The 26267-nt window shown below is 61.8% G+C and carries 25 protein-coding genes; 11 read left to right on the forward strand and 14 right to left on the reverse strand.

Annotated features, from left to right (window positions below; translation table 11 throughout):
• The first annotated feature begins 41 nt into the window (after positions 1-41).
• The 3 genes from V6M90_RS10730 to V6M90_RS10740 are packed head-to-tail and all read left to right on the forward strand — an operon-like array spanning position 42 to position 1670.
• Positions 42-722: a class I SAM-dependent methyltransferase gene (locus V6M90_RS10730; protein ID WP_003175868.1), complete on the forward strand. Its 681-nt coding sequence runs from the start codon at positions 42-44 to the stop codon at positions 720-722.
• A gap of 4 nt (positions 723-726) precedes the next feature.
• Positions 727-1446, forward strand: coding sequence for a lipopolysaccharide kinase InaA family protein (locus V6M90_RS10735; RefSeq protein ID WP_003175867.1), 720 nt, complete (start codon positions 727-729; stop codon positions 1444-1446).
• Entirely contained in the window at positions 1443-1670 is a 228-nt protein-coding gene (locus V6M90_RS10740; RefSeq protein ID WP_042945223.1) for a hypothetical protein, read from the forward strand. Before V6M90_RS10735 ends, V6M90_RS10740 begins: the two co-directional genes overlap by 4 nt.
• A gap of 90 nt (positions 1671-1760) precedes the next feature.
• On the opposite strand, the gene V6M90_RS10745 is transcribed toward V6M90_RS10740, so the two are convergent.
• The 3 genes from V6M90_RS10745 to V6M90_RS10755 are packed head-to-tail and all read right to left on the reverse strand — an operon-like array spanning position 1761 to position 5396.
• Positions 1761-2858: a DUF1513 domain-containing protein gene (locus tag V6M90_RS10745; RefSeq protein WP_332846507.1), complete on the reverse strand. Its 1098-nt coding sequence runs from the start codon at positions 2856-2858 to the stop codon at positions 1761-1763.
• Positions 2859-2860: 2 nt separating this feature from the next.
• Complete coding sequence (locus tag V6M90_RS10750; protein ID WP_003175864.1) at positions 2861-3925, reverse strand: imelysin family protein; 1065 nt, start codon at positions 3923-3925, stop codon at positions 2861-2863.
• A 31-nt stretch (positions 3926-3956) separates the two neighbouring features.
• Positions 3957-5396, reverse strand: coding sequence for a di-heme oxidoreductase family protein (locus tag V6M90_RS10755; protein ID WP_003175863.1), 1440 nt, complete (start codon positions 5394-5396; stop codon positions 3957-3959).
• A 139-nt stretch (positions 5397-5535) separates the two neighbouring features.
• Between V6M90_RS10755 and V6M90_RS10760 the strand changes: the two genes are divergently transcribed.
• Complete coding sequence (locus tag V6M90_RS10760; protein WP_003175862.1) at positions 5536-6099, forward strand: NAD(P)H nitroreductase; 564 nt, start codon at positions 5536-5538, stop codon at positions 6097-6099.
• Between the two features lie 54 nt (positions 6100-6153).
• On the opposite strand, the gene V6M90_RS10765 is transcribed toward V6M90_RS10760, so the two are convergent.
• The 6 genes from V6M90_RS10765 to gap form a co-directional block, all read right to left on the reverse strand.
• Entirely contained in the window at positions 6154-6555 is a 402-nt protein-coding gene (locus V6M90_RS10765) for a YbaN family protein (protein WP_332846454.1), read from the reverse strand.
• A 146-nt stretch (positions 6556-6701) separates the two neighbouring features.
• A complete protein-coding gene (locus tag V6M90_RS10770; protein WP_141063364.1) occupies positions 6702-7310 on the reverse strand; it encodes a biliverdin-producing heme oxygenase in 609 nt (202 codons plus the stop codon).
• Positions 7311-7447: 137 nt separating this feature from the next.
• Positions 7448-10015 carry a TonB-dependent receptor gene (locus tag V6M90_RS10775; RefSeq protein ID WP_332846455.1) on the reverse strand — a complete coding sequence of 856 codons (2568 nt, stop codon included), beginning with the start codon at positions 10013-10015 and terminating at the stop codon, positions 7448-7450.
• A gap of 116 nt (positions 10016-10131) precedes the next feature.
• Positions 10132-11100, reverse strand: a complete 969-nt coding sequence (locus tag V6M90_RS10780) for a FecR family protein (protein ID WP_332846456.1) — start codon at positions 11098-11100, stop codon at positions 10132-10134.
• A gap of 73 nt (positions 11101-11173) precedes the next feature.
• Positions 11174-11692: an RNA polymerase sigma factor gene (locus V6M90_RS10785; RefSeq protein WP_003175857.1), complete on the reverse strand. Its 519-nt coding sequence runs from the start codon at positions 11690-11692 to the stop codon at positions 11174-11176.
• A 138-nt stretch (positions 11693-11830) separates the two neighbouring features.
• Positions 11831-12832, reverse strand: coding sequence for a type I glyceraldehyde-3-phosphate dehydrogenase (gap, locus tag V6M90_RS10790; RefSeq protein ID WP_003175856.1), 1002 nt, complete (start codon positions 12830-12832; stop codon positions 11831-11833).
• Between the two features lie 221 nt (positions 12833-13053).
• Between gap and edd the strand changes: the two genes are divergently transcribed.
• From edd to V6M90_RS10810, 4 genes are read left to right on the forward strand one after another with little or no spacing between them, the layout of a single operon-like run.
• Positions 13054-14880, forward strand: coding sequence for a phosphogluconate dehydratase (edd, locus tag V6M90_RS10795; protein ID WP_003175855.1), 1827 nt, complete (start codon positions 13054-13056; stop codon positions 14878-14880).
• Positions 14877-15833, forward strand: a complete 957-nt coding sequence (locus V6M90_RS10800; RefSeq protein WP_141063361.1) for a glucokinase — start codon at positions 14877-14879, stop codon at positions 15831-15833. The genes edd and V6M90_RS10800 overlap by 4 nt, the downstream gene beginning before the upstream one ends.
• Positions 15834-15867: 34 nt before the next feature.
• Positions 15868-16602 carry a response regulator gene (locus V6M90_RS10805; RefSeq protein WP_003175853.1) on the forward strand — a complete coding sequence of 245 codons (735 nt, stop codon included), beginning with the start codon at positions 15868-15870 and terminating at the stop codon, positions 16600-16602.
• A gap of 31 nt (positions 16603-16633) precedes the next feature.
• Positions 16634-18061, forward strand: a complete 1428-nt coding sequence (locus V6M90_RS10810) for an ATP-binding protein (RefSeq protein WP_003175852.1) — start codon at positions 16634-16636, stop codon at positions 18059-18061.
• 23 nt (positions 18062-18084) lie between these two features.
• Here the strand turns inward: V6M90_RS10810 and V6M90_RS10815 are convergent, their stop codons facing one another.
• Positions 18085-19014, reverse strand: a complete 930-nt coding sequence (locus V6M90_RS10815) for an AraC family transcriptional regulator (protein ID WP_332846457.1) — start codon at positions 19012-19014, stop codon at positions 18085-18087.
• A gap of 328 nt (positions 19015-19342) precedes the next feature.
• Between V6M90_RS10815 and V6M90_RS10820 the strand changes: the two genes are divergently transcribed.
• Both V6M90_RS10820 and V6M90_RS10825 read left to right on the forward strand, forming a co-directional pair.
• Positions 19343-19684: an antibiotic biosynthesis monooxygenase family protein gene (locus V6M90_RS10820; RefSeq protein ID WP_332846458.1), complete on the forward strand. Its 342-nt coding sequence runs from the start codon at positions 19343-19345 to the stop codon at positions 19682-19684.
• A gap of 44 nt (positions 19685-19728) precedes the next feature.
• The gene (locus V6M90_RS10825; protein ID WP_332846459.1) at positions 19729-19977 is read left to right on the forward strand and encodes a hypothetical protein; all 249 of its coding nucleotides are present in this window, start codon (positions 19729-19731) and stop codon (positions 19975-19977) included.
• Positions 19978-19988: 11 nt separating this feature from the next.
• Here V6M90_RS10825 and V6M90_RS10830 read toward each other — a convergent pair whose 3' ends face one another.
• Positions 19989-20621 carry a flavin reductase family protein gene (locus V6M90_RS10830; RefSeq protein WP_332846460.1) on the reverse strand — a complete coding sequence of 211 codons (633 nt, stop codon included), beginning with the start codon at positions 20619-20621 and terminating at the stop codon, positions 19989-19991.
• A 188-nt stretch (positions 20622-20809) separates the two neighbouring features.
• On the opposite strand from V6M90_RS10830, the gene V6M90_RS10835 reads away from it, so the two are divergent.
• The gene (locus V6M90_RS10835; RefSeq protein WP_332846461.1) at positions 20810-21565 is read left to right on the forward strand and encodes a COG4705 family protein; all 756 of its coding nucleotides are present in this window, start codon (positions 20810-20812) and stop codon (positions 21563-21565) included.
• A gap of 85 nt (positions 21566-21650) precedes the next feature.
• On the opposite strand, the gene V6M90_RS10840 is transcribed toward V6M90_RS10835, so the two are convergent.
• The 3 genes from V6M90_RS10840 to V6M90_RS10850 form a co-directional block, all read right to left on the reverse strand.
• Entirely contained in the window at positions 21651-22970 is a 1320-nt protein-coding gene (locus V6M90_RS10840; RefSeq protein WP_332846462.1) for an MFS transporter, read from the reverse strand.
• A gap of 166 nt (positions 22971-23136) precedes the next feature.
• Complete coding sequence (locus V6M90_RS10845; RefSeq protein ID WP_141063359.1) at positions 23137-24471, reverse strand: sigma-54-dependent transcriptional regulator; 1335 nt, start codon at positions 24469-24471, stop codon at positions 23137-23139.
• Entirely contained in the window at positions 24465-26231 is a 1767-nt protein-coding gene (locus tag V6M90_RS10850) for a sensor histidine kinase (protein WP_042945217.1), read from the reverse strand. The genes V6M90_RS10845 and V6M90_RS10850 overlap by 7 nt, the downstream gene beginning before the upstream one ends.
• Positions 26232-26267 lie beyond the last annotated feature (36 nt).

Here is a 26267-nt window from a genome sequence, read left to right on the forward strand (position 1 = left end):
CGCTGCTTAAGGTTGTAGGCATCAGTAACTGGAGATCAGTGATGCCTAACCCCATCAAGCTCGAATTTTCCGAAAAGTACGACGACGAACACGCCCGGGAATATTTGCTCAAGCATCAGGACAGTCTGGCGCGTCGCTTGTCCCATAAACGCGATGAGCAATTGGCCCGTGGCGCCCTGGCGATGGCTGGTGAGCCGGGCTTGGTGCTGGACTTGCCGTGTGGTGCCGGGCGTTTCTGGCCGCTGTTGGCTGAGAAACCCAACCGAGTGATCATCGGTGCCGACAATTCGGCCTCGATGTTGAAAGTCGCGACTGTCGCCCAACCGGCGCAGGTGGTGAAACGGGTACGGCCCTTGCAGACATCTGCCTTTGATATCGATTTGCCCGATAACTCGGTCGACAGCATTTTCTGCATGCGCCTGCTGCACCACATTGGTGATCCGGCGCACCGAATGGCGATATTGCGCGAGTTTCAGCGGGTTACCCGTGACAGCGTAATTGTTTCGCTGTGGGTCGACGGCAATTTCAAAGCGTGGAAACGCAAGCGCCTGGAAGGCCAGCGTCGCAAAAAAGGTGAGCAGGAAAGTTACCAAAACCGGTTTGTGTTACCGGCTGCTACCGTCGAAGCAGAATTCGAGGAAGCCGGTTTCCGTGTTCAGGAGTCCCTGGACTTCATACCGCTCTACGCCATGTGGCGAGTGTACGTATTACGCAAGAGGTAACAGGATGGCAGTTGAGTGCGTAGCAGGCAGTCACGTAGCTCCAGAGGAACGCTTTGATTATTTCTGGCGCCAGCAAGGCGAATGGGTCGAGGAACCCAACCGTCGACGCGGCGGTGAGAGTGGTGTGCAGCGCGTAACGAGCGCCAACGGCCGCCTGCTCTACAGCAAGCGCCAGACCGGCCACATCTACCGCAGTTGGCTGCACCCGTTCGGCCGTCCCACCGTGCTGCGCGAGCGAGATGCCCTGAAGGGCCTGCGCCTGCTGGATGTGCGCGTGCCTGAGCTGGTGTTCTGCGAGGCACGGCGTGATGCCGAGCACCAGTGGAAGGCCTTGCTGGTGACTGCGTCACTCGACGGTTTCGAAGAAATTGAACACTGGTACGCCGGCGGTGGCCGTGAACGCTACGGCGAGCGGGTGCACGAGCGTGTCCTCAAGGAATTGGCCGGCACCCTGGCGCGTATGCATAAAGGGCGCTGGCAGCACGGTTGCCTGTATATCAAGCACATCTTTGTGCGGGTAACCGGCGAGGGCGACGCGGCCAATGTGGAAGTGGCCCTGCTGGATTTTGAGAAGTGTCGCCAGCGCCTGACCGCTCATCGGGCGGCGTCCCATGATATGCGGCAACTGCGCCGCCATTCGTCGTGGAGCGATAGCGACTGGCAAAAACTCAGCTACTTTTATGAGACGGCGTTTGGCAGCGCTATCAAGGGTTTAACCAAATGAAGCTAGAAATAGCACGAGGTGTGTTCCTGGTGGGGGCGTTGGGCGTTGCAGCCCTGGCCCTGGCCGCGTGGGAGCAGCCTCGCACGCAGGTACTCAGTGCAACGCAGGACGGCGCGCAATGTTTGCTGCCGCGCGTTGCCAAGGCGAGTGTGGCGGCCAAGCCTGATCACGAGCTGCTGCTGTTCATGTTTGGCCTGTCTCAAGGAATGAGGCCGCAGAGTTGAAACGATTGAAACCACCCGAAAAGGGCCTTGCGATGCGAGGCCCTTTTTTTTTTGCTTGTCGATCAGCGCTGGGGGCAGGCGCCATCTTGTTTAAATCAGGTGCAGGTGGTTATCCCAACGTCCCGCCGGCAATGCCAACGGTGTGGCTACCAACGGTTGCTGGCGGCAATCGTAGAACCGACAACGCCCCTGGCCCGAGGTGACGACAAACCCATCGGCCACCGCACCGACGCCCGCGCAATCGGGTAACGGCCCATCCAGGCGCAGCTCGCCGCTGTCCATATTCCAGATAAAGAAGCGGTTGCCCCGTGGTGCCGTCAGCGCTACAAGGCGCAGTTCACTGTGCACGGCGACGCTGGCGGTGTAGTGCCCCATCGCCTGCAGTTGCTCATCAGCCACCGGGAACGCCACGAACGGTTGCCCCGGCCGCTTGATCGCCAGCAGCTCGGAACGCTCCTGGGACGGCCCCATGAATTGCTGACCGGTCAGGATGGTGCCGTCGCTGGCGATGCCCATATGGCGCACGCTGTTCATCGGCTGGCTGAGCGTTTCCTTGCTGATCAGGGTGCCGTCGCGCTGCATCAACACCAGGCTTGGTTCCATGGCGTTGAGGTTCATTTCCACACGGCTTTCGGCTTCGGTGCGAATGCCGCCGTTGGCCACCACCAGGGTTTCGCCGTCGGGCATCCATGACACCTGGTGCGGGCCGATGCCGTGGGTGGAAAGCTCGCCGCTGTGCACCAGCCGCTCGCCTTCGAACTTATACACACCGAGCAGGCCGCGGCCGGGGTCGGACGTGTCGTTCTCGGTGGCGTACAGCCAGTCGCCGCTCTTGTGGATGACCGCGTGGCCATAGAAGTGGCGATTGACGTTCGAGGTGATGGTCTGCAGCAAGGCGCCATCACGCAGGTCGATCAGGTAGCTCTCGGTGCCCGGGCGACGGGCGACAAACAGTGCAATCGGCTGCGTCGGGTGGTTGATGATGTCGTGGCAACGTTGGCCGACCTGGGTGGCAAACACTTGCTTGCCGTCCAGCTGATAACCCACGGCATAGTGCTTGCCGTCCGCATCATCCCGTGCCGACAGCAGCAGCGGGCCTTTGTCTTTTTGCTTGAACAGCGTCCAGCCACCCAATGTGAGTGCACTGAGGAGCACGCTGCCAATGGCCAAAGCCTGTCGCCTGAGCATCATCAGTCACCGTCGTTGGCGTTAAAGCCCAGTTGGATGCCCAGCGCCTTGGCCAATTCGCCTTCGTGCAGGCGGTGAACCACGTTGAGGCTGTCGTAAAGGTCATTGAGTTGCTGGCGCCCGGCGTCATCGTTCAACAGTTCGTTGAGGGTGCGCTGATTGCTGGCGAACAGTTTCAGGGACGCGGCGTAGGCGGCGTCGATCTTGTCGGCCAATGGCTTCTGATCCGCCGGCAACAGGCCACGCAGGCCCTTGTTGTCGACGCCGACCCACACGGTCCGGGCGGCGGTGAGGCTGGCCTCCAGGCTCTGCAGGGACGACTGGCTGCGCCACGCATCGGCCTGGAACGGCTGCGGGATGCCCTTGGTCTGACGGCCCATCGGCGTGCCGAGTTTTTTCTTCAGGGTGTCCAGTGCCGTCACCTGTACGCGCAGCAGATCGGCGATGGCCTCGTGGGAATCGGCGTAGCGCTGGTTCGGAAACTTGGTCATCTGCGCAAGCATGCCGTCGGTGCTGTTCCAACTGGCCAGGATCTCTTCGGCCAGGGCTTTCTGACGCTCGCCGATCGCCACCAGCAGTGGGCAATAGCGGGCTTTCTGCGCGTCGTCGGCAAGGTCGGTCTTGGCGTCGTAGAGGATGTATTCGTAGGCCGACAGGCCTTGCACTACCACGCTGGACTTGGCCAGGGCGGCGCCGTCGATCTGCGGCTGGGCTTCGACCAGTTGCTCGACCTGGCGACCTACCAGGTTCTTCTTGTCCGGCCAGAACTGCACCTGCCAGGAACGGTTGCCTTCGGCCAGCGGGCCGATCAGCAGCGGTTGCAGCTCGGCCCAGGCTTTTTGCGCGTGAAGGAAGTCGGCGCGGGCGGTGTCCAGGTTTTCCTTGCCCTGGCAGTAGGCCAAGGCGCTGACGGCGAGTTGGCGGTCGGCTTCGACCCAGCGGCTGTAGGTCGGCAGGATCACTTGTTTGGCGATTGCCGCCGAGGTCACGGCTTGTGGGTCTTGTGGCGAGCAGGCGCCGAGGGCGAGGGCGGCAAGGCTGGTGAACAACAACTTGGGACGGAACATGTCGAGCTCCCTTGTGTAAGTGGGGCGAAGCTTATAAAGAATTCAGGAACGCCAGCAACGCAGCACGCTGCTCGGCATTGAAGGACAACACATGCTGTTGCGCGGCTTGTGCCTCACCGCCGTGCCAGAGCACGGCTTCCAGCAGGTTGCGCGCGCGGCCGTCATGCAGAAACTGGGTATGGCCACTCACGGTTTGAGTCAGGCCGATACCCCACAACGGCGCGGTGCGCCAATCGCGGCCGCCGGCCTTGAATTCACTGCGATCGTCGGCAAGGCCTGGGCCCATGTCGTGCAGCAGCAGGTCGCTGTAGGGGCGGATCACCTGGTTGGCCAATTCAGGTTCGGCAGCGTTTGCCGCCGTGGTGAATGTCGGTTTATGGCAGCCCTGGCAACCGGCCTGGTAGAACAGGTTCTTGCCGGCCAGCACCTGCGGGCTGTCGACGTCGCGGCGCGTGGGCACGGCGAGGTTACGGGTGTAGAACAGCACCAGGCGCAGGATGTTATCGCTGACTTCCGGCTCGCCGTCGGGGCCATTGCCGTTGGGCGCCTGCTTGCAGGCCACTTGGGTGTCGGTGCAGTCATCGAAGGGTCTCAGGGAGGTGGTGAGGCCCATATCACCAGAAAACGCGTGAACATTTTGTTGATTGAGGTTGGGTTGCCCGGCTTTCCAGCCGAATCGCCCGAGGACGGTTTTTTGTTGAGCGTCGTCCCAGACCCAATTGGCGTGGCCGACGAGGGCTTCTTTATCAGCGGTTTTCGCGTCGGTGTTACGCAGCACATCCGCATCGCTGATGGCTTCGAGCAGGCCCAGGCCGATCATCGGTGGGGCGATGCGCGCCGAAAAACGCGTATCGGGGTGCATCGGGCCATAGCCGAGCTGGGTGATCTGCAGGCTGGGCTTGCGCAGCTCGACGACGCTGCCGTCCTTGAAGGTGACATTCACCGGCGTGTAGTCGACGCGCACCTTGCCTTCCGGCACGACGCCCGGCACCGCCATATCCTGCAACTGCCCGCCATAGACCGGCTCCGGCACGACGCCGGCCTGCTCGATGAGTTTGGCGTAGGCCGGCTGCTCCTGGCTGGACAGGGGAATCGACAGGCGCACCAGCATCGATACCGCATTGGTCGCGTCGGGCAGCGGCGGATGGCCGCGACCGTCCTTGATATGGCAGTTCTGGCAGGCATTGGTGTTGAACAACGGGCCCAGGCCATCACGCGCGGTGGTGGTGGACGGCGCGATCACCCAGGGGCTGCGAAAGAAGCTGTTGCCGACGCTGAAATCCACGCGGCGCGTTGGCGGCAGGTTGGCCGACGGCAAGGAAAACGCGTTCTGGTCACGCTTGTTCACCGTCGCCGCGCCGCCCGCGCGTGCTTCGCCCGGCTCGGCCTTGGCAAACCTTGGGGCGTCGTCGCATGCAGTCAAGCTCAAGGCCATGCAGGCGACGGACAGGCGAAAAAGCGAACGGAACATCGAGTTTCCTGGACCAAGGCGAAAAATGCGGTCGCAAAGTCTAACAGGGCCGGGGGGAATGAATAAGAGCAATTATCGTTTGGTGATAGCCGATTCATTCCCGCTAGAATGACCGCACATTTTTTTCTGGAGGTGGCCAATGCAGGCTCTCGACGCTTTGCTCAACCGTGTTTCCGTGCCGCGCTTGCTGGAGCCGGCACCGACCCAGGCGCAGCGCGACGTGCTGTTCGCCGCCGCCATGCGGGCGCCCGACCACGGCCAGTTGCGGCCTTGGCGTTTCCTCACCGTGGAAGGCGCCGCCCGCGAGCAGATGGGCACGCTACTGGCCGAAGCCGCGCGCCTGCAGGACGCCGACGCCCCGCAAGCCGTCATCGACAAGGCCCAGAACGGCCCCTTGCGCGCACCGTTGGTGGTGGTGGTGATTGCGCGTTTGCAGGAGCACTTCAAGGTGCCCAAGTCTGAGCAACTGCTGGCCGCTGCCTGTGCGGCCCACGGTATTTTGCTGGCGGCGTACGCCCAAGGCATTGGCGCGGTGTGGCGCACCGGTGAGTTGTCTTATTCAGCCCATGTCGCCCAAGGCCTGGGGCTGACGGCGGATGAAGAGGTGATTGGCTTCCTTTACCTGGGCACGCCGCAGAACCCACCGCGCACGGCGCCGAAAGAAGATCTGGCGCAGTTTGTTCAGGCCTGGACAGGTCGGTAACCCCCCCCCCCGCGTCCTGCTGTATGGGTGAGCTGGCTTACGGCAACCGAGGGTTCAGATGGGCGCTACAAATTGCTCGGGGCGCGACCAGATCCACAGGTTGCCCAGGCCCATCCCGGCAATGGCCAGGTAGATCGGCCAGCCGTGGTCGAGCATCACCAGCATCAACATCGCGCACAGCACCATGCTCACCGTCGCGCTGACTTTGGCCCGGCGCGCGATGATCCGGCCGTTGCGCCAGTTGTACAGGATCGGTCCGAACAGGCGATGGTTTTCCAGCCAGGCGCTCAGGCGGGGCGAGCTTTTAGTGGCGGCCCAGGCGGCCAGCAGGATGAATTCGGTGGTGGGTAACCCCGGTATGACAATCGCCACCAGCCCGATGCCCAGGCTGACATAGGCCAGCAGGCCGAAGAGGAGCTGGGCGATTTTCGAGGGGGATTGGGTTTTGCCGGTCATGGGTATTTGCAAAGTATGAAAAAAATCGGCTTGAAATAATGTAAGTGTGGGAGGGGCGGTGCGACGATTCGACTTGCTCCCGATGGCAATGGTTTGTACCGGAGCAAGCCCCCTCTCACACTTAAATTGCATTTCAATTTGGGGGATCAGGCCAGTTCAGGTGCAGTAGCGTACGCCTGTTCCAGCAACACGGTGAAGCGCACAAACGCATCGACCGCGCCTTTTTCCACGGCGGCTTCTTCTTCGGCGCTGAACTCCAGAGCGTCGAGGGTTCGGGTAAAGCGCTTCCAGCCTTCGGCGCGACCGCCTGCCGGCTCACCCAGGTGGCGGGCACCGAAGGTTTCGCTCAGGCCCAGGCCCACGGCGCGTTTGATCAGGAACGCGGCGCCCAGCTTGGAACCTTCGGACACGAACAGCCAGCCCAGGGCCTCGGCTTTGCTTGGGTTTTTCACCGCGCCGGGTACCGGTGCTGGCACTTCGGTATCCAGGTCGCTCAGGTCAAGCTTGGCGGCCTCGGCGCGGCAGCGTTCGGCCAGGTCGGGCACGAGTTCGATCAGTTCGGGGTCGTTGTACAGCGCCACCAGTTCCGACTGGAACAGGTACTGCGCCACCACGAACCGCGCGAAGTTGGCCTGGGTTTCAAACGGCGCGTGAGCCTTGACCAAAGCGTCCAGCTTGGTGTGCGGCTCATTTGTAATCTGGTTCAGGCGCTGGGAGCGCAGGCTTGGGCGTTCTGTGGTTGTGGAAACGGTCATGAAAAAGTCCTTGGGAAGGGAAGCGCCTGGTTGCCCGTAAAGAGAGCTGTTATCAACTAGACGAACAAGAAGACGCGGCACAGTAAAAAATCCTCACCCCGCCGATGAAATGTCGGCGGGGTGAGCGGGCGGTGTTATCAGATGTCCCAGATCACATTGATCGCAAAGTTGCGGCCGGGCTGGGTCAGGCGGTCGAGGTTGGCGGGCGAGGTCACGCCGGCTTCGCCGACACCGTCGTAGCTGCGCACGTCGTCCCAGTTCCAGTACTTCTTGTCGGTGAGGTTGTAGAGACCGCCGTTGAGCGTCACGTCCTGGGTGACTTTGTAGAAACCGGTCAGGTCGACGATGCCGAAGCCTGGGGTTTTGAACGGGCCATTGCTGGAATTGCCGTCGGGCGCGAAGAAGGTGGTGCTGTCGACGCGGTTCTGTTTTTTGACCAGCGTCCAACTGACCAGCGCGCCGTACTGCGCCTGCTCATACCCCAGGCCGAACACGCCCTTGAGCGGGTTGACGCTGTTGAGCGGTTGGCCGGTGTCGTCATTGCGGCCATGGGCGTAGCTGATCGCTCCCTGCGTATAGAGCCCTTGCGGTGCACCCAGTGCGTCCAGGTCGAGGCGCCCTTTGGCCTCCACGCCCTTGATGGTCGCGCGCTTGATGTTCTTGGCCTGGAAGGCTTCGACGGTACTGCCGGCGACCACCGCGTCTTCATCGATAAAGTCGCGGTATTTGTTATAGAACACGGCGATGTCGAACGAGCCGGCGTCGAAGTTGCCGCGAATGCCGGTTTCGATGCCCTTGCTGGTTTCCGGCTTGAGGTTCGGGTTGGGCTCGACGGTGTAGCCCTGATCGAGGTTTTCAAAGCGGCCATACAAGGCCTTGGCCGACGGGGTGCGGAAGCCTTCAGCGTACTGGCCAAACCAGGTGTATTGCTCGGTCAATGCGTAGGTCAGGCCGAATTTCGGCGTGACGCGGTGCCAGGTTTTCTCGCTGTCACTGTGATCGTAGATCCGCGTTGGGTCGACGGTGTTGAGGAATGCCTCGGTCAGCTTGGGTTTGAGCTGGGTGTAGTCGTAGCGCACGCTGGGCAGGAAGGTCCACTTGTCCCAGGCGATCTGGTCCTGGGCAAACAGCGAGTAGGTGTTGATGGTCGGGTCCGGGAAATCGCTGGCGCGCTTGACACTGTCGCTGGCCGATGGACTGGGGGCGCCGATGGCCGTGCAGCCGCTGCCGACTGTCAGGCAGGTGGCGCTGCCCTCACGCGAACCGGTGACTTTCTGCTGCTTGAGGGTGGTGCCGTAGGTGACTTGATGATCGGTTGCGCCCAGGCTGAAGGCCTTGTCCAACTGTGCGTCGAAGACCCATTGTTTTTCTTCGTAGAGCGTCTCGCGGGTGCGCAATACACGGCGTGACGGTTGATAGATTTCGGCGGTGGTCTGGTCCGTCTTGGCGATCTGGTAATTGAGGCTGGTCTTGATGCGGTCGGCGATCGGCGACTCAAGCGCGAAGCTGTTTTCCAGGCCGAAGCGCTCACGGGTGATGGTGTCGTTGCCCGAACGGGCACGATAGAAATTGAAGCCGCGTCCCCCGGTGAACGGCCCGCCGACGGCGTTTTTAAGGTTGATGTCGCGATCATCCTTGTACTTCTCATAGGTCAGGCCCAGGCGATTGTCATCGCCGTAGTTCCAACCCAGTTTGGCCAGGATGTTGGTGGTGCGTGCGTCTTCCGGGTTGGCGCCGGTGCGGGCCAGGCCGGTGGCATTGTTGCCGTCGTAGGATTCGGTTTCGTGGCCGTTGCGCTGGCTCAGGTGCAGCAAGCCGTCGACGTTCTGTACGCGACCGGCGAAGGTGCCGGAGGTGAGCCAGCTCTCGTCGGCGGAGCTGTAGCCGGTCTTGAGGCGGGCGCCGACATCCTGGCCGGGCTTGATGATGTCATCCGGGTCGAGGGTGAAGTAGCTCACCGCACCGCCGATAGCGTTGCTGCCGTACAGGGCCGAGGCCGGGCCGCGCAGGATCTCCACACGCTTGACGATTTCCGGGTCGACGTAGTTGCGACGCGTCTTGGCGTAGGGGCCGTTGAAGAAGTTATTCGGCACTTCCACGCCATCCACCTGGGTGAGGATGCGGTCGCCGTCGATACCGCGAATGTTGTAGCCCGCATTGCCCGAACGGCTGCCGGCACCGCCCACCGATACGCCAGGCTCGTAGCGCACCAGTTCGCGAATGTTATTCACGTTCTGGCGGTCCAGTGCTTCACGCTCATACACGCTGACCGTGCTTGGCACGCTGGTCACGTCCTGCTCGTTGCGGGTGGCGCTGATGGTCACCTGTTGCAGGTTGAGGGTGCTGCCGGCCGCATGTTTTTCCAAAACGATAGTATTGCTGCCCAGTTTGCGATAGCTCAGGTTGGTCCCCACCAACAGCCGGTCCAGGGCTTTTTCCGGCGTCAACGGGCCGTGCGCGCCAGGCGACGACACGCCCTGGCCCAGCTCCGCCGGCAGGCCGACTTGCCAGCCGGTCACCGCGGTAAAGGCATTGAGCGCCGAAACCAGCGGTTGCTGTTCAATGCTAAAGGTGTAATTGCCGTGGCTGTGGGTTGCAGGTTCGGCGGCGCTGGCGGTCATCAGCGGCGCGCCGGCCAGCAGAATGGCGGCGGTCAGCAAGGACAACACGGGCGAAGAAGACCGGTGGTTGAAACGAGAGGACATCGAGAGCGCTCCGGGGTACGAATCTTTATAGTTGCGAACCGAACCAAATAGGAATCAGTTGCATTGGCTAAGACGAGACGTACCACCGACGGCTATCGAGTAAAAATAATTCTCATTTAGTTCAGGATCACCAGCGCCGGGAATTCCGAGAGCTTGGCTGAGGTGATGTGCGCCAGGGAGCGCACCACGTCCAGCGGCTGGTCGAGGCGATAATTGCCGGTGACGGCGACGCTGGCGAGCCTGTCGTTGGTGTTGACGATCCACCCTGGGTAATAGCGGCGCAACTCGGCGAGCACTTCGCTCATCGGGCAGTTTTCGAAAACGAGCCGGCCTTGCACCCAGGCCAGGTCCTTGTCGGCGTCCAGCTTGGCCGGCGGGCCGAAGCCCTTGGGGCCGATGCGGATGCTTTCCCCGGCGCTGAGGCGCACGCGGGCATCGTTGATGGTGTTGCTCAGGTCCACATCACCGCGCTGCACTTGCACTTGCGCCTCGCCATTGAGGTAGCGCACGGCGAAGGCGGTGTCGCGCACGCTGGCGCGTACCGGGCCGGCGTCGATTTGCAGGGGCAGGTCGTGGCTTGGAGGGATGTCGAAAAACGCTTCGCCCTGGTAGAGGCGGGCGATGCGCTGATGGCCCAGCACGGTGCTGGAAAACGCCGAATTGGTGTTGAGCAGTACTTTGGAGCCGTCGTCCAATTGCAGGCGCTGGCGTTCGCCCACCACGGTGAGATGGTCGGCTTGCAGGCGCACCGGCAGGTTGCTGAAACTGAACAGACCGATCAGCAGCACGGCGGCCGTGGCCAGCGGTTTCCAATGGGGTTTGATCCGGCGCCAGGCGCTGGGCTTGCGCGGCACCGCCAGGGCCACGGCGGCACTGTGCACCGGCGCGCCGCCCCAGGCGGCCTGGGCCTTGCCTAACGCGTGCGCGTGGGCCGGATCGCTGGTCAGCCAGGCTTCAAATTCCGCCTGCTGCCCGGGTTGCGGGCATTGCAAGGCGATCAGCCAATCGAGGGCCTGGTCCATCGCCGTGTCTTGCAACACCTCATGAGCCAGCTCATGGGGGCGCAGTTTATTCGGGTCCGTCACGGTGTGCCTCGGGTCTTCGCCACGTTCTATTCATCTTCTTACGACCTGGGTCGACATTTCTGTCGGATGAAGCTTAAGGCCGATCCAGCCGTTCGGCCACACCTACGCAGATGGCCATGATCAATTTCAATTCCTTTTGCACGGTGCTCAAGGACACGTCCAACTGATCGGCGATCTCCTGATAGCTGCAACCATGCAGGCGGCTGAGGATGAAGATCTGTTGCTGGCGCGCGCTCAACTGGCCCAGGCTGACGCTCAGGTGCTCCAGCAGCTGCTCGGCATGGGTCGCGTCTTCGGGGGTACTGATGGGGGCGGCGACGCTTTGCAGGATGCCCAGCGGGACATCTTCCTGCAGCGTGCGCGCCTGGATCCGACGCGAGCGCAGGTGATCCAGCGCCAGGTTGCGCGCGGTTTGATAGACGAAGGGTTCGAGGTGATCGATCGGCCGCTCGCTCAGCGCCCGCGTGACGCGCAGGTAGGTTTCCTGCAGCAAGTCCTCGGCGGTGCTGTGGTTATGCACCATCCGCTGCAAGGTACGCAGCAGAATCACCCGTTGGGTGAGAAAGACATGGTTGAAGCGAGATTGGCTCACACTGATACCAGACCGATTTGCAGTGAATGATAATGCTTATCATCAACCGAAATGGCAAGTGGCTATTTCCCCAGGCCTACGATAGGAAAATGTGGGAGGGGCAAACCCCTCCCAAGCAAAAGCTCTTCCCTCAAGGAATTACTCGGCGTTACACAATGCCAGGCAGTTATCCAGCATGCGGTTGGAGAAACCCCACTCGTTGTCATACCACGCCAACACTTTGAGCAACTTGCCACTCACCTTGGTGTGGTTGGCGTCGAAGATCGACGACAGCGGGTTGTGGTTGAAGTCACTGGAGACCAGCGGCAGCGTGTTGTAGCCGAGGATTTTCGAGTGCTGGCTGGCTTCCTTGAGCAGCGCGTTGACCTCTTCGGCGGTGGCTTCTTTTTTCAGTTGTACGGTGAGGTCGACCAGCGACACGTTGATCACCGGCACGCGCACGGCCATGCCGGTCAGCTTGCCCGCCAGTTCCGGCAGCACCAGGCCGACCGCTTCGGCGGCACCGGTCTTGCTCGGGATCATGTTCTGGGTGGCCGAGCGCGCGCGGTACGGGTCGGTGTGGTAGACGTCGGTCAGGTTCTGGTCGTTGGTGTAGGCATGGATCGTGGTCATCAGGCCGCTTTCGATGCCCAGCTCACGGTGCAGCACCTGGGCGACCGGCGCCAGGCAGTTGGTGGTGCACGAGGCGTTGGAGATGATCTGGTGGGATTGACGCAGAATGTCATGGTTCACGCCGTAGACCACGGTCGCGTCCGCGCCCTTGGCCGGTGCCGAGATGATCACCTTGCGTGCGCCGGCAGTAATATGGGCGGCAGCCTTGTCACGGTCGGTGAACAGGCCGGTGCATTCGAACACCACGTCGATCTTGTGGGCAGCCCATGGCAGGTCGGCCGGGTTGCGAATGGCACTCACGGCAATCCGGTCACCATTGACGGTCAGGCTTTCCTGATCGTGGGCGACCTCTGCGTCGAAAGTGCCGTGCACGGTGTCGAATTTGAGCAGGTGGGCATTGATCGAGCTGTCGCCCAAATCATTGATGGCGACGATCTGCAAATCCTGGCGGTAGCCTTGGGTATACAGTGCGCGCAGGACATTACGGCCGATACGGCCAAAACCATTGATTGCGATACGAAGAGTCATTGGAAAGTGCCTGTCGTCGATTTGTTGTAAGAATTACAAGATTATTCGCATAAAAATAGAAAACAAGCCTTTTTAGTGGCAATATTTTGTTCAATCTACAACGAGTGACCTGAATCAACTGGTCCGATGATTTAAACGACACCCTGCCATCCCATGCGCTGCGGGCGTTTGATCAGCATAGGAACGAGGGTCACCACATCCGTTAGCCTGGAGTTCTACACATGCATCCCCGCGTTCTTGAGGTCACCGAACGGCTTATCGCCCGCAGCCGCGCCACTCGCGAGGCTTACCTTGCGCTCATTCGCGGCGCTGCCAGCGACGGGCCGATGCGCGGCAAGCTGCAATGCGCCAATTTCGCCCACGGCGTGGCCGGTTGCGGCACCGAAGACAAAAACAGCCTGCGCATGATGAATGCCGCCAACGTGGCAATTGTTTCTTCATATAACGACATGCTCTCGGCGCATCAGCCGTACGAACACTTCCCGGAACAGATCAAGAAAGCCCTGCGCGAAGTCGGCTCGGTCGGTCAGTTCGCCGGCGGCACCCCGGCCATGTGCGACGGCGTGACCCAGGGCGAGCCGGGCATGGAACTGAGCCTGCTCAGCCGTGAAGTCATCGCCATGTCCACGGCCGTCGCGCTGTCCCACAACATGTTCGATGCCGCGCTGATGCTGGGCATCTGCGACAAGATCGTTCCCGGCCTGATGATGGGCGCGCTGCGCTATGGCCACCTGCCGATGATCTTCGTGCCGGGCGGGCCGATGCCTTCAGGCATCTCCAACAAGCAGAAGGCCGATGTGCGCCAGCGCTACGCCGAAGGCAAGGCCACCCGCGAAGAGCTGCTGGAATCGGAGATGAAGTCCTACCACAGCCCCGGCACCTGCACCTTCTACGGCACCGCCAACACCAACCAGTTGTTGATGGAAGTGATGGGCCTGCACCTGCCGGGCGCGTCGTTCGTCAACCCGTACACGCCGCTGCGTGATGCGCTGACCCGCGAAGCGGCGCATCAGGTCACGCGTCTGACCAAGGCCAACGGCAACTTCACGCCGATCGGCGAGATTGTCGACGAAAAATCCATCGTCAATTCCATCGTCGCGCTCAATGCCACCGGCGGTTCCACCAACCACACCCTGCACATGCCGGCCATCGCCATGTCCGCGGGCATCATCCTCACCTGGCAGGACATGGCCGACCTCTCCGAGGTGGTGCCGACCCTGTCCCACGTGTACCCGAACGGCAAGGCCGACATCAACCACTTCCAGGCGGCGGGCGGCATGTCGTTCCTGATCCGCGAGCTGCTCGAGGCCGGCCTGCTCCACGAAGACGTCAACACGGTCGCGGGCAAGGGCCTGAGCCGTTACATCCAGGAACCGTTCCTGGTCGATGGCGAGCTGGTCTGGCGCGACGGCCCTATCGAGAGCCTCGACGAAACCATCCTGCGCCCCGTGGCCCGTGCGTTCTCGCCCGAAGGTGGCCTGCGCGTGATGGAAGGCAACCTGGGGCGTGGCGTGATGAAAGTCTCCGCCGTGGCGCCGGAGCACCAAGTGGTGGAAGCACCGGCGGTGGTGTTCCAGGACCAGCAGGACCTGGCCGATGCGTTCAAGGCCGGCCAGTTGGAAAAAGACTTTGTCGCAGTCATGCGCTTCCAGGGCCCGCGTTCCAATGGCATGCCCGAACTGCACAAGATGACCCCGTTCCTCGGTGTGTTGCAGGACCGTGGTTTCAAGGTGGCATTGGTGACGGACGGGCGTATGTCCGGCGCGTCGGGTAAGATCCCCGCCGCGATTCACGTCAACCCCGAAGCCCAGAGCGGTGGGCCACTGGCGCGAGTGCGCGATGGCGATATCATTCGTGTGGATGGCGTGACAGGCACCTTGGAGCTTAAGGTGGACGCCGAAGAATTCGCAGCGCGCACGCCTGCCACGGGCCTGTTGGGCAATAATGTGGGGGCAGGTCGCGAGTTGTTTGCATTTATGCGCTTGGCCGCAAGCTCCGCAGAGCAGGGCGCCAGCGCCTTTACCTCTGCCTTGGAGACGCTTAAGTGAAGTTAGCGCTGGTCGGTGATATCGGCGGTACCAACGCGCGTTTTGCGTTGTGGCGGGATTCGGCACTGCATTCGATTCGTGTGCATGCCACGGTGGACTACTCCAGCCCCGAAGAGGCGATCAAGGTCTATTTGCGCGAAGAAGGCCTGAACGTCGGCGATATCGGTGCAGTGTGCCTTTCGGTGGCCGGGCCGGTGAGCGGCGATGAATTTAAATTCACCAACAACCACTGGCGCCTGAGCAAGACTGCGTTTTGCAACACGCTGCAGGTGGATGAGCTGCTGCTGGTCAATGACTTCTCGGCCATGGCCCTGGGCATGACCCGCTTGCAACCCGACGAATTCCGCGTGGTCTGCGAAGGCACGCCGGAGCCGTTGCGCCCGGCGGTGGTGATCGGCCCGGGCACGGGCCTGGGAGTCGGAACGTTGTTGGACCTCGGTGCGGGTCGCTACGCGGCATTGCCGGGGGAGGGCGGGCATGTCGACCTGCCGCTGAGCAGCCCGCGGGAAACCCAGCTGTGGCAGCACATCTACAACGAAATCGGCCACGTCAGCGCCGAAACCGCCTTGAGCGGTGGCGGGTTGCCGCGTCTGTACCGGGCGATTTGTGCGGTCGACGGCCATGTGCCGGTGCTCGAAACGCCCGAAGCCATCACGGCGGCGGGTCTGGCCGGTGATCCGATCGCCATGGAAGTGTTGGACCAGTTCAGCATCTGGCTGGGCCGGGTTGCAGGCAATAATGTACTGACCACCGGTGGGCGCGGTGGCGTGTACATCGTGGGCGGGGTGATACCGAGGTTTGCCGACTTCTTTATCGCCAGCGGTTTCGCCAAGAGCTTCAGTGACAAAGGCTGCATGAGCGACTACTTCAAAGGTATTCCGGTGTGGTTGGTGACGGCGCCGTATTCCGGGTTGACCGGGGCGGGCGTGGCGCTGGAGCAGGCTTTTGCCTAGGCAGTGATGGCCCCATAACAACAAGGAGGACCTCGTGAGCGTAATCAGTAAATCGATTCTCCTCGTCGACGACGACCAGGAAATCCGCGAATTGCTGCAAACCTACCTCAGTCGCGCCGGTTTCCAGGTGCGTGGCGTGCCGGATGGCGCGGGGTTTCGCCAGGCGATGAACGAGGCGCCGTGCGACCTGGTCATCCTCGACGTGATGTTGCCCGACGAAGACGGCTTCAGCCTCTGCCGCTGGATTCGCCAGCACCCGCGCCAGGCGCAGGTGCCGATCATCATGCTCACCGCCAGTTCCGACGAAGCCGACCGTGTGATCGGCCTGGAGTTGGGCGCCGATGATTACATCGGCAAGCCGTTCAGCCCCCGTGAATTGCAGGCGCGGATCAAGGCCCTGTTGCGCCGCTGCCAGTTCGGCCAGGAGCGCAGTGGTAGCGCCGATGTGCTGGTGTTCGACGAATGGCGCCTGGACATGATCAGCCACCGGCTGTTCCACGTGGATGGCGAAGAGGTGATCCTTTCCGGTGCCGACTTTGCCCTGCTCAAATTGTTTCTCGACCACCCCCAGCAAATCCTCGACCGCGACACCATCGGCAACGCCACCCGTGGCCGGGACCTGATGCCGCTGGACCGTATCGTCGACATGGCCGTGAGTCGCCTGCGCCAACGCCTGCGCGACACCGAAAAGCCCCCGCGGCTGATCCGCACCGTGCGCGGCAGCGGTTATCAACTGGCAGCCAGCGTGGTTGCCGGCAATGCCCACTGAGCCTGTAACCGAACGCCGCCGTCGCTTCCCGGTGCCGCGCTCATTGCTGGGGCGCATGTTGCTGCTGACCTTGCTGGTGGTGCTGTTCGCCCAGGCGCTGTCCAGCGTGATCTGGGTGTCGCAGTTACGCGCGACCCAGCTCGAAGGCCTGGTCACCAGCGCCCGGAGCCTGGCGCATTCGATGACGGCCAGCGTGAGCTATTTCCGTTCGTTGCCGGTGGCCTACCGGCCGTTGGTCCTCGATCAGTTGCGCAGCATGGGCGGCACTCGGTTTGTGGTGACCCTCAACGATCGCCCGCTGGAGATGCAGGTCCTGCCCGAGACCCCGCGCAAACAGGCCGTGCTGGTCGCGGTGGATGAAGTATTGCGCCAGACCCTGGGCGCCGACGTGGTGATCTCGGTGGAGTTCGTCAGTGCCGAGGAGCTGCGCATCTTCAATGCCGGCCTCAAGCTCGATGAGTTGCCGCGTTCCTGGGCCCATTACGCATTGACCCTGGAACCGGTGAACCCGCCGGTCTTGGTCACCCAGATCCAACTTGCCCCCGGCGAATGGCTGTACATCGCCTCGTTGCTGCCCGAGCCCTACACCAGCCTTGAAGAACAAGGCCTGCCGTCCCAGCAGGTGTGGTTCATCGTGCTGACCAGCGGTTTTCTATTGCTGTTTATCGGCCTGCTGGTGCATTGGCAGAGCCGCCCACTCAAGCGCTTGGCGCGGGCGGCGCGGGACATGTCCCTGGGCGCCGATGTGGAGCCGGTGGCCGAAGGCGGCGGCAGCGAAGTGGTGGAAGTGGGTCGCGCCTTCAACGCCATGCGCGAACGCATCAGCCGTTACCTGACCGAGCGCAGCCAGTTGTTCAGCGCGATTTCCCACGACCTGCGCACACCGATCACCCGCCTGCGCCTGCGCGTGGAACTGCTGGAAGACGAGAACCTGCAAACCAAATTCGGCCGCGACCTGGACGAATTGGAATTGCTGGTGAAGGGCGCGCTGCAATGCGTGAAAGACACCGATATCCACGAGAACATCCAGCCGGTCGACCTCAACCATGTGCTCGAATGCCTGGTGGAGCCTTACGTCGCACCCAACGGCAATGGCCGCGTGACCCTGGATGGCTACGCTCTGGCGGCCTACCCCGGCAAGCCGTTGGCGCTCAAACGCTGCATCGGCAACCTGATCGACAACGCTTTGAAGTACGGGCAGAACGCGCATTTGCATATCGAAGACGATGGCGCGCAGTTCATCCTGCATGTGGATGACGAAGGACCGGGTGTGCCCGAGCAGCGTTTGGAGCAGGTATTCGAACCGCACTTCCGCCTGTCCGGGCAGCAGCAGGGTTATGGGTTGGGCTTGGGGATTGCACGCAATATTGCCCACAGCCATGGGGGGGAAGTGAGTTTGCAGAACCTTCGCGAAGGCGGCCTTAGGGTGACTTTGCAACTGCCCCGTGGATTGGACTGACTGTACGCGGGCAAAATGTGGGGTCAGATGCTCTGGCGCAACCTGGCCAAGTCGCGCAAGGGCGGCGCACCAAATAACCGGCTGTACTCCCGGCTGAACTGCGACGGGCTTTCGTACCCCACCCGATACCCGGCCGCCGAGGCTTCGAGCCCTTCGGCAATCATCAGCCTGCGCGCTTCCTGCAAGCGCAACTGCTTCTGATACTGCAGCGGACTCATGGCCGTGATTGCCTTGAAGCGATGGTGCAGGGTCGAGACGCTCAGGTTCACTTCCTTGGCCAGGTCATCGATGCGCAACGGTTGTTCGTAGTTGCCATTGAGCCACTTGATCGCCTGGCTCACCCGATGGCTCTGACTGTTGGCCACGGCAATTTCATACAGACGATAGCCCTGTGGTCCACGCAGCAGGCGGTAGAGAATTTCGCGATTGATCAACGGCGCGAGCATCGCGATGTCTTTGGGCGTATCCAGCAAGCGCGCCAGGCGCAGTACCGCGTCGAGCAGTTGATTGTCGATCCGGTCCACGTACATCCCGCGCGATGTCGGGCGCGTGGGCACGCCCATGGGGCCGGCCTCGGCGATCAGCGCTGTGAGCTGCGCCGGGTCGATATTAATGCGCACTGACAGGTTCGGGTCATCCGGCGTGGCATCGATGATCCGCCCGGCCACCGGCATCGCCACCGAGAACACCAAATAGTTGAGCGGGTCATAGGCGAAGATTTCATCGGCCAGGCGCACTTCCTTACTGCCGTTGGCGAGGATGCACAGCGCGGGCTCCACCAGCACCGGCATGAAATCGCGCGGCGTGTTGTGACGGTTCAGGTACAGCGAGGTGATCGCCGTGCCGTAGGAACCGTCCTCCCAGGTATGGCGGTGCACGATGCTGGCCAGCTCGGCACGCTGTTTTTCCATCTCGGCATCGAGGGGGGGGGGCTGATGGTCGGGCGACGACATGGCGCGTCCTCTGCTGGCTGCTTTGATGGGGGTCAGCTTAGCGGCGACGTTTCAAAAAGTGTTAGGTCGATTCTGCACAATCCTTGCCTGATCCTGCGGCCTGTCGTCAATCAGGCAAGCGCGAGGCCGGTCATCTGCCTGAAAACCGGCGTTTGCGCGTGGAATAAAACCGCTGGGCCAACGTCCTATCTACGCTTCTCGCAGGATCGTGCAATAAGCCGGCAGGAATTGACTAACCGCGGGTGTACCCGCGCCGTTATCGTTGATCCTGTGGCAACACACCCTCACAGTGCTTGCCGAGCATCACTTCTCAACGGGAGAGTCGAATATGTCCACCCCCATTCCCGCGAGCCATATGGCCTTTATCCGCGCCCGCACCGGGTGCAGCACCGAGCTGGGTGCACGCTTGAGCAGTTTGATCGAACCGGGCCGCCAGGCTCAGGGTTGCCTGCAGTTCTCATTGCAGCATTCCCAGGTTGACCCCGACGTGTGGCTGGTCTCGGGCTTTTGGAGCAGCGAGCAGGCGATGAGCGACTACTTCAGTTCTCCGGCGCTGATGATCTTCACCGAGCTGTTGAATGACGGCGTGCTGCGCAGCATGGACTTCCAGACCTTCACCGATGCATCCGCCGCACACGCCTACGGCGAGTACCTGCAACTCGCCGGTTGAACCGGTTTAGAATGGCCGCCTTTCCATTGGCCAGGACCTGCAACATGGCACGTAAACAATTTGCCCACCACGAAGCCGTTTCCGCCGTCGTACCGGGAGAAGGGGGCTACAGCGCCGCCGTTGCCGTCAAGGCACTGGATGGCATGGGCGCCCCGCGGTTTCACAAGATCCTGGAGGGGCAAAGGTTCAAGACGGCTTCGGATGCGGATGATGCGGCGACTGTGCAGCTTGAGCGCCTGATTGATGTGGATCAAGATGGTCAGCTGACTTGGGCATCTGCCTCCCACAACTGATCGCATTCCAATCAGGGTTTGTTGGCGCCTGGGCGGTACATTTTGAACAGCGCCTCCGGCCCCAGCTGGAAGTAATCCGCCGGGCCGCCACCGCGTAAAATCGGTTCGGCGGCAGCGGTGTCATAGATGCCATCCTTGAGCAACCACTTGGCAATGTGCACCGCGACCACCTCGCCCAGCACCAGCCAGCTCGGCACCAACCCCTTGTCGGCGCGTTGCAACTGGATGATCTGCGTCACCTTGCATTCGAACGCCACCGGGCTCTCGCCCACGCGTGGTACGCCAACGATTTTTGAAGCCACCGGCGTCAGGCCGGACAGCTCGAACTCATTCACCTGCGGCGAGACCGCCGCGCAGCTCTGGTTCATCTGCTCGGCCAACGGTCGGGTGGCCAGGTTCCACACGAATTCGCCGGTCTGTTCGATGTTGTTCAGGCTGTCTTTGCGCCCGACACTGGAAAACCCAATGATCGGCGGAATGTAATTGAACGCATTGAAGAAACTATAGGGCGCCAGGTTCAGGCGGCCTTCACGGTCGTGTGACGAAATCCAGCCGATCGGCCGAGGGCCGACGATGGCATTGAACGGGTCATGGGGCAGGCCGTGGCCGTTGGCGGGTTCGTAGAAATGGATATCGTCGGACATGGCCTGGTTCCTGCGGGGTTCTGGGGGGGCGATCATAGTGCAACCCATGGCCGCGAATTTCCATCGACCCCATGGAATTTTCATTCATCGCCCACCTATTTTTCACAGCCTCCCGTTCAGTCTGCGCGCCAAGTCGACACCTCTATAAGTCGGCCATTGAACAACTGAACTTCGGAGCCTTCCATCCTATGAATAAACTTCCTCAGATCACCCTGGCGTTCTGGGTCATGAAAATCTGCGCAACCACCCTGGGCGAAACCGCCGGGGACTTGCTGTCGATGACCCTGAATGTCGGTTACGCGATCAGTTCGATGATCCTGATCAGCGTGTTCCTGGTCACCTTGGTGACGCAACTCTGGTCGAAAAGCTACAACCCGGTGCTGTACTGGATCGTGATCCTGTCCACCAGTACGGCGGGCACGACGATGTCGGACTTTATGGACCGAACCCTGGGCCTGGGCTACGCCACCGGCTCAATGATCCTGATCGTGATTCTGATGATCATCTTTGCGTTGTGGCGCCTCAGCGGTGATTCGCTGAACGTGAACAAGGTGCAGACCTTCCGGGGCGAGTTGTTCTATTGGATGGCGATCCTGTTCTCCAATACCTTGGGCACTGCCTTGGGCGATTTCCTTGCGGACGATTCGGGGCTGGGTTTTGCTGGTGGTGCGCTGCTGATCGGCTCAACCATCGCTGTGGTGGTGGCGCTCAAGTACTTCACGCGGATTTCGTCGGTGCTGTTGTTCTGGGTGGCGTTTGTGTTGACTCGGCCGTTTGGCGCGACACTGGGCGACTTTCTCACCAAGCCTCATGACAAGGGCGGGTTGGATTTCGGCACCATCGGTTCGTCAGCCGTGTTGGCTGCAATCCTGGTGGTGATGATTGCCGGCGCGTCGTATGCGCAGCGCCGGTATGGACGGAGCGAGGCGGCGGAACTGTCCTGATTCACCAAGCGACATATAACCAATGTGGGAGGGGGGGTGCGACGATTCGACTTGCTCCCTCCCACAGTTTTACCGGGTCAGACGTTTAGTCCGTGGTGATGCGAGAGTGCTTACGGGTGTCCTTCATGGTTGCATAGACCGCCAGCGACACCGCGATACACGCAGTCACATACCAGTAGTACCCGGTTTCCATGCCGATGCTCTTGAACCACAGGGCGATGTATTCAGCGGTGCCGCCGAAGATCGACACGGTCAGCGCATACGGCAGGCCCACGCCCAGGGCGCGGATTTCGGTGGGGAACAACTCGGCCTTCACCACGGCGTTGATCGAGGTGTAGCCGCTGACGATGATCAGCGCGGCCATGATCAGGAAGAACGCGCCCCACCAGCTTTGGATGGTGTGCAGCGTGGTGAGGATCGGCACGGTGAACAGGGTGCCGAGGATACCGAAGGCGATCAGGATCGGACGACGGCCGACCTTGTCCGACAGCCCGCCGATGATCGGTTGCAGACACATGAACAGAAACAGTGTCTCCGCCGAGATGGTGGTGGAGTCGGAAATGCTCATGCCGACGGTGTTCACCAGGTACTTCTGCATGTAGGTGGTGTAGGTGTAGAACGCCAGGGTGCCGCCCATGGTCAGGCCGACCACGGTCATCAGTTCCTTGGGGTGGCGCATCAAGGTGCGCATCGCGCTTTCCTTGGCTTTTTCCTTCTTGGTGAACGACTCGGTTTCTTCCATGCCACGACGCAGGTACAGGGCGACCACGGCACACAGGGCGCCGATGGCGAACGGGATACGCCAGCCCCAGGCATACAGCTGTTCGGTGGTGAGGACCTGTTGCAGCACGATCAGCACCGCCAACGCGATGAGCTGGCCGGAGATCAGGGTCACGTACTGGAAGCTGGAGTAGAAACCACGCCGTTCCTTGGTCGCCATTTCGCTGAGGTAGGTGGCGGAGGTACCGTATTCGCCGCCGACTGAAAGTCCCTGCAGCAGACGGGCAAACACCAGCAGGATGGGCGCACCGATACCAATGATTTCATAGCCTGGGCTCAGGGCAATCAGCAGCGAGCCGAAGCACATCAGGTAGACCGAGGCCATCAGGGCTTTTTTACGCCCGACTTTGTCGGCATACAGGCCCATCAGCCAGCCACCGATCGGCCGCATCAGGAAACCCACGGCGAAGATCGCGGCGGTGTTGAGCAGTTGAGCGGTGGTATCGCCTTTGGGGAAGAAGGCTTTGGCGAAGTACAGCGAGAAGGCGGCGTAGACGTACCAGTCGTACCACTCGACCATGTTGCCGACCGATCCGCTGAAGATCGATTTGATGCGGCTGGACGTGGTGCGTTCTTTTGCCGGCGCGGCCGCCGAGCCCAGAGGCAGGGAGTTGGAGTTATCCATCGAAGGATCCTTCATCTAGTTGTTTTTATGGAGCGGCGCGAACGCTGCCTGGCTGGGGCTATAGCAGGAGCTGTGCCAGGTGGATGAAGGCCCGGTCTAGAGGGGTAGGCGGATTTTTTTGAGCGGAATGTCGCTGATGTTTTTGCAGTAGTGAGCGGAAATCCGCTCATTCATCTTTGAGAAACATGTCCCGTGCGAGGCCATGGCGCTGCATCTTTTCATTGAAGGTTCGACGAGGCAGTTGCAGCTCCGCCAACACCGCTTTGATATCGCCCTTATGGCGAGTCAATGCAGCTTTCAGGCAATGGGCCTCAAAGGCTTCCTGCTGCGCGGCGAGGGATTGCCCGGCTTCGATGCCTTCCGGTTCCGGCTCACCCAGCCCCAGCACTTGGCGTTCGGCGACATTGGCCAGCTCCCGCACATTACCCGGCCAGTCGTGGCTGAGCAGGCGCCCCAGCTGTGCGCCGCTCAGGGGCTCGACGCTGCGGCCCAGGCGTTCGGCGGCGCTGTGCGCAAAGTGATCGAACAGCAGTGGAATATCTTCACGGCGCTCGCGCAGCGGTGGCAGGCGCAGTTGTGCAACATTCAGGCGATAGGCCAGGTCTTCGCGAAAGCGCCCGGCGCGAGCTTCTTCCAGCAGGTCCGGCTTGGTGGCGGCGATGATGCGCAAATCCACGTGGATGCTCTGGTTGGAGCCCAAGCGCTCCAGTTTTTGCTCCTGCAGCACCCGCAGCAGTTTCACTTGCTGGGCCAGCGGCATGCTTTCGATTTCATCCAGGAACAACGTACCGCCGTGGGCGTATTCCAATTTGCCGATGCGTTTGCCCTGGGCGCCGGTGAATGCGCCGCTTTCGTGGCCGAACAGCTCGGCTTCGAAGAGTTGCTCGGGGATCGCCGCGCAGTTGAGCGCTACGAACGGTTTTTTCGCCCGTGGGCCGAAATCATGCAGGCAGCGGGCGACCAGCTCCTTGCCGCTGCCGGTTTCGCCACGGATCAGCACGTTGACCGGCAAGCTCGCCAGGTCGAGCACCTGGCGGCGCAGGTTCTGCAGGCTTCGAGATACGCCAAGCAGGCTGGATTCGAGTTGCGCGCGGTGACCGGCCTGTTGATGCAGGCGGCGGTTTTCGAGGATCAACCCACGTTTATCCAGGGCGCGGCGCAGGCTGTTGAGCAGGGCGTCGGGGCTGAAGGGTTTTTCAAGGAAGTCATAGGCCCCGTCGCGCATCGCCTCGACGGCCATCGGCACATCGCCATGGCCGGTGAGCAGGATCACCGGCAAGTCGGTGTCGCGACGCTGCACCTCGGCCAGCAGCTCCAGGCCGCTGAGCCCCGGCATGCGTACGTCGCTCAGGATCACCCCGGGAAAGTCCCTGGGCAATTGCGCCAGGCATTCTTCGGCACGGCTGAACAGTTGCACATCAAATCCCGACAGGCTCAACCACTGCTCCACGGCCGTGCGAATGCTGGCTTCGTCATCGACCACAATCACCGCATTCAACATAGGTCCGGCGTCTCCAACGCGATGGGCAGGGTCAGCGTGAACACGGCGCCGTCGCCACGGTTACCGGCGATCAGGCGTCCGCCCAGTTCGTGCACGATAGCGTAGGACACCGCCAGCCCCAAGCCGAGACCGTCGCCCACCGGCTTGGTGGTGAAGAACGGGTCGAACACGTTGTTCAGGTGTTCTTCGGCAATTCCGCCGCCGCTGTCGCTGACGCTCAAGACCCACAGCTGCTGGTCGGCATGCAAGCGGATTTCCAGGCGTTTGCGCGGCTTGTCGGCCATGGCGTCGAGGGCGTTGCGCAGCAGGTTGATCAGCACCTGTTCCAGGCGGATCGCATCGCCGCGTACCCAGGCCGGGCGGGTCAGGTCCAGCATGACGCCGATGGCTTCATCACGCAGGCGCGCGTCGAGCAAGTGCAGTGACTGGTCGACCACGGTGGCCAGGTCCAGGCGTTCGCGCAGGCCGCTGGGGCTTTTGCGCGCAAAGGTCTTGAGGTGGCCGGTGAGCGCGGCCATGCGCGTGAGCATGTCGTCCAGCGGCGTGAGGGCCTTGTAGGCGTCGTCCACGCGGCCGTGGTCCAGCAACAGTCGCAGCGTGGCCAGTTGCATGCGCTGTGCGGTCAGTGGTTGGTTGATTTCATGGGCAAGGGCGGCGGACATTTGCCCCAGCGCGGCCAGCTTGGCCGATTGCACCAAACCATCCTGGGCGGTGCGCAGGGCCTGGGTGCGTTCTTCGACCAATTGCTCCAGCTCCTCGCGGCTGCGCTGGCGCATGCGGGCCAGGCGCCAGCGTTGGCTCAGGAACAGTGCCAGGAACACCAGCGCCAGCCAGGAACCCGCGGCGGCAAGGCCGGCGTTGCGTTGGTCTTCGAAGGCGAACTGAGGTTTGCGCAGCAGGTGCAGGGTCCAGCCTTCGGCCTTCAGTGGCAGGGATTCCCAGATGTAATTGGCGTTGCCGTCGGGGCCGTTGATGCGCATCAAATGGCTGTTTTCGTCGAAGCGTTGCAACGTCTGGGTGTCCAACGGCTGCAGTTGTTTCTTGTCATATTGGCGCGTGGCCTTGAGTTCGGCCAGGTCGCTGTCCGATAACGGGCGCAGGTTGCGATAGCGCCAGCCCGGTTGATTGGCGATGAACACGATGCCGCGCGCATCGCTGACCAGCAGCAGGTCATTGCCCTGGGCCCATTCGCGTTCAAGCTCGGGGAATTCCAGTTTCACCACCATGGCACCCAGGAACTGTTCGTGGTCGTCGAGCACTGCGCTTGAGAGGAAGTACCCCGGGATCCCAGTGGTCACCCCCACTGCGTAGAAGCGTCCGGTGCCCTGGCTTTTGGTCTGGATGAAATAGGGGCGAAACCCATAGTTATGGCCCACATAGCTGCTCGGCAACGCCCAGTTGCTGGCGGCCACGGCCAGGCCGTTACGGTCCATCAACTCCAGGGTGGAGGACTGCGCGGCACCGTTGATGCGTTCGAGTTTGCGGTTGAGTGTGTCCTGCGTGGCAGCATCCACCGGGCCTTTCAGCGCGCTGATCATTTCCGAGTCCAGCGCCAGCACGGCGGGCAGGGCGCGGTAACGTTCGATCAGGGTATGCAGGGAATTGGCGTACAGCGCCAGCTGTTGATTGGCACGGGCGGCGTCGTCCACCAGCGCCTCGCGTTCTGCATGGCGCATGGCCAATGTCGCGGCGAGCACCGCACCGGCGATGATCATCAGGGAATAGAAGGTCAGACGCAGGGGGCGAGGTATCGCGATCATACGGATATGAACAGCTGCAATAAGGGAAGGCACCAT

Origin of the sequence: Pseudomonas lactucae (genome assembly GCF_036688725.1) — a bacterium.
Taxonomy (GTDB): Bacteria; Pseudomonadota; Gammaproteobacteria; order Pseudomonadales; family Pseudomonadaceae; genus Aquipseudomonas; species Aquipseudomonas lactucae.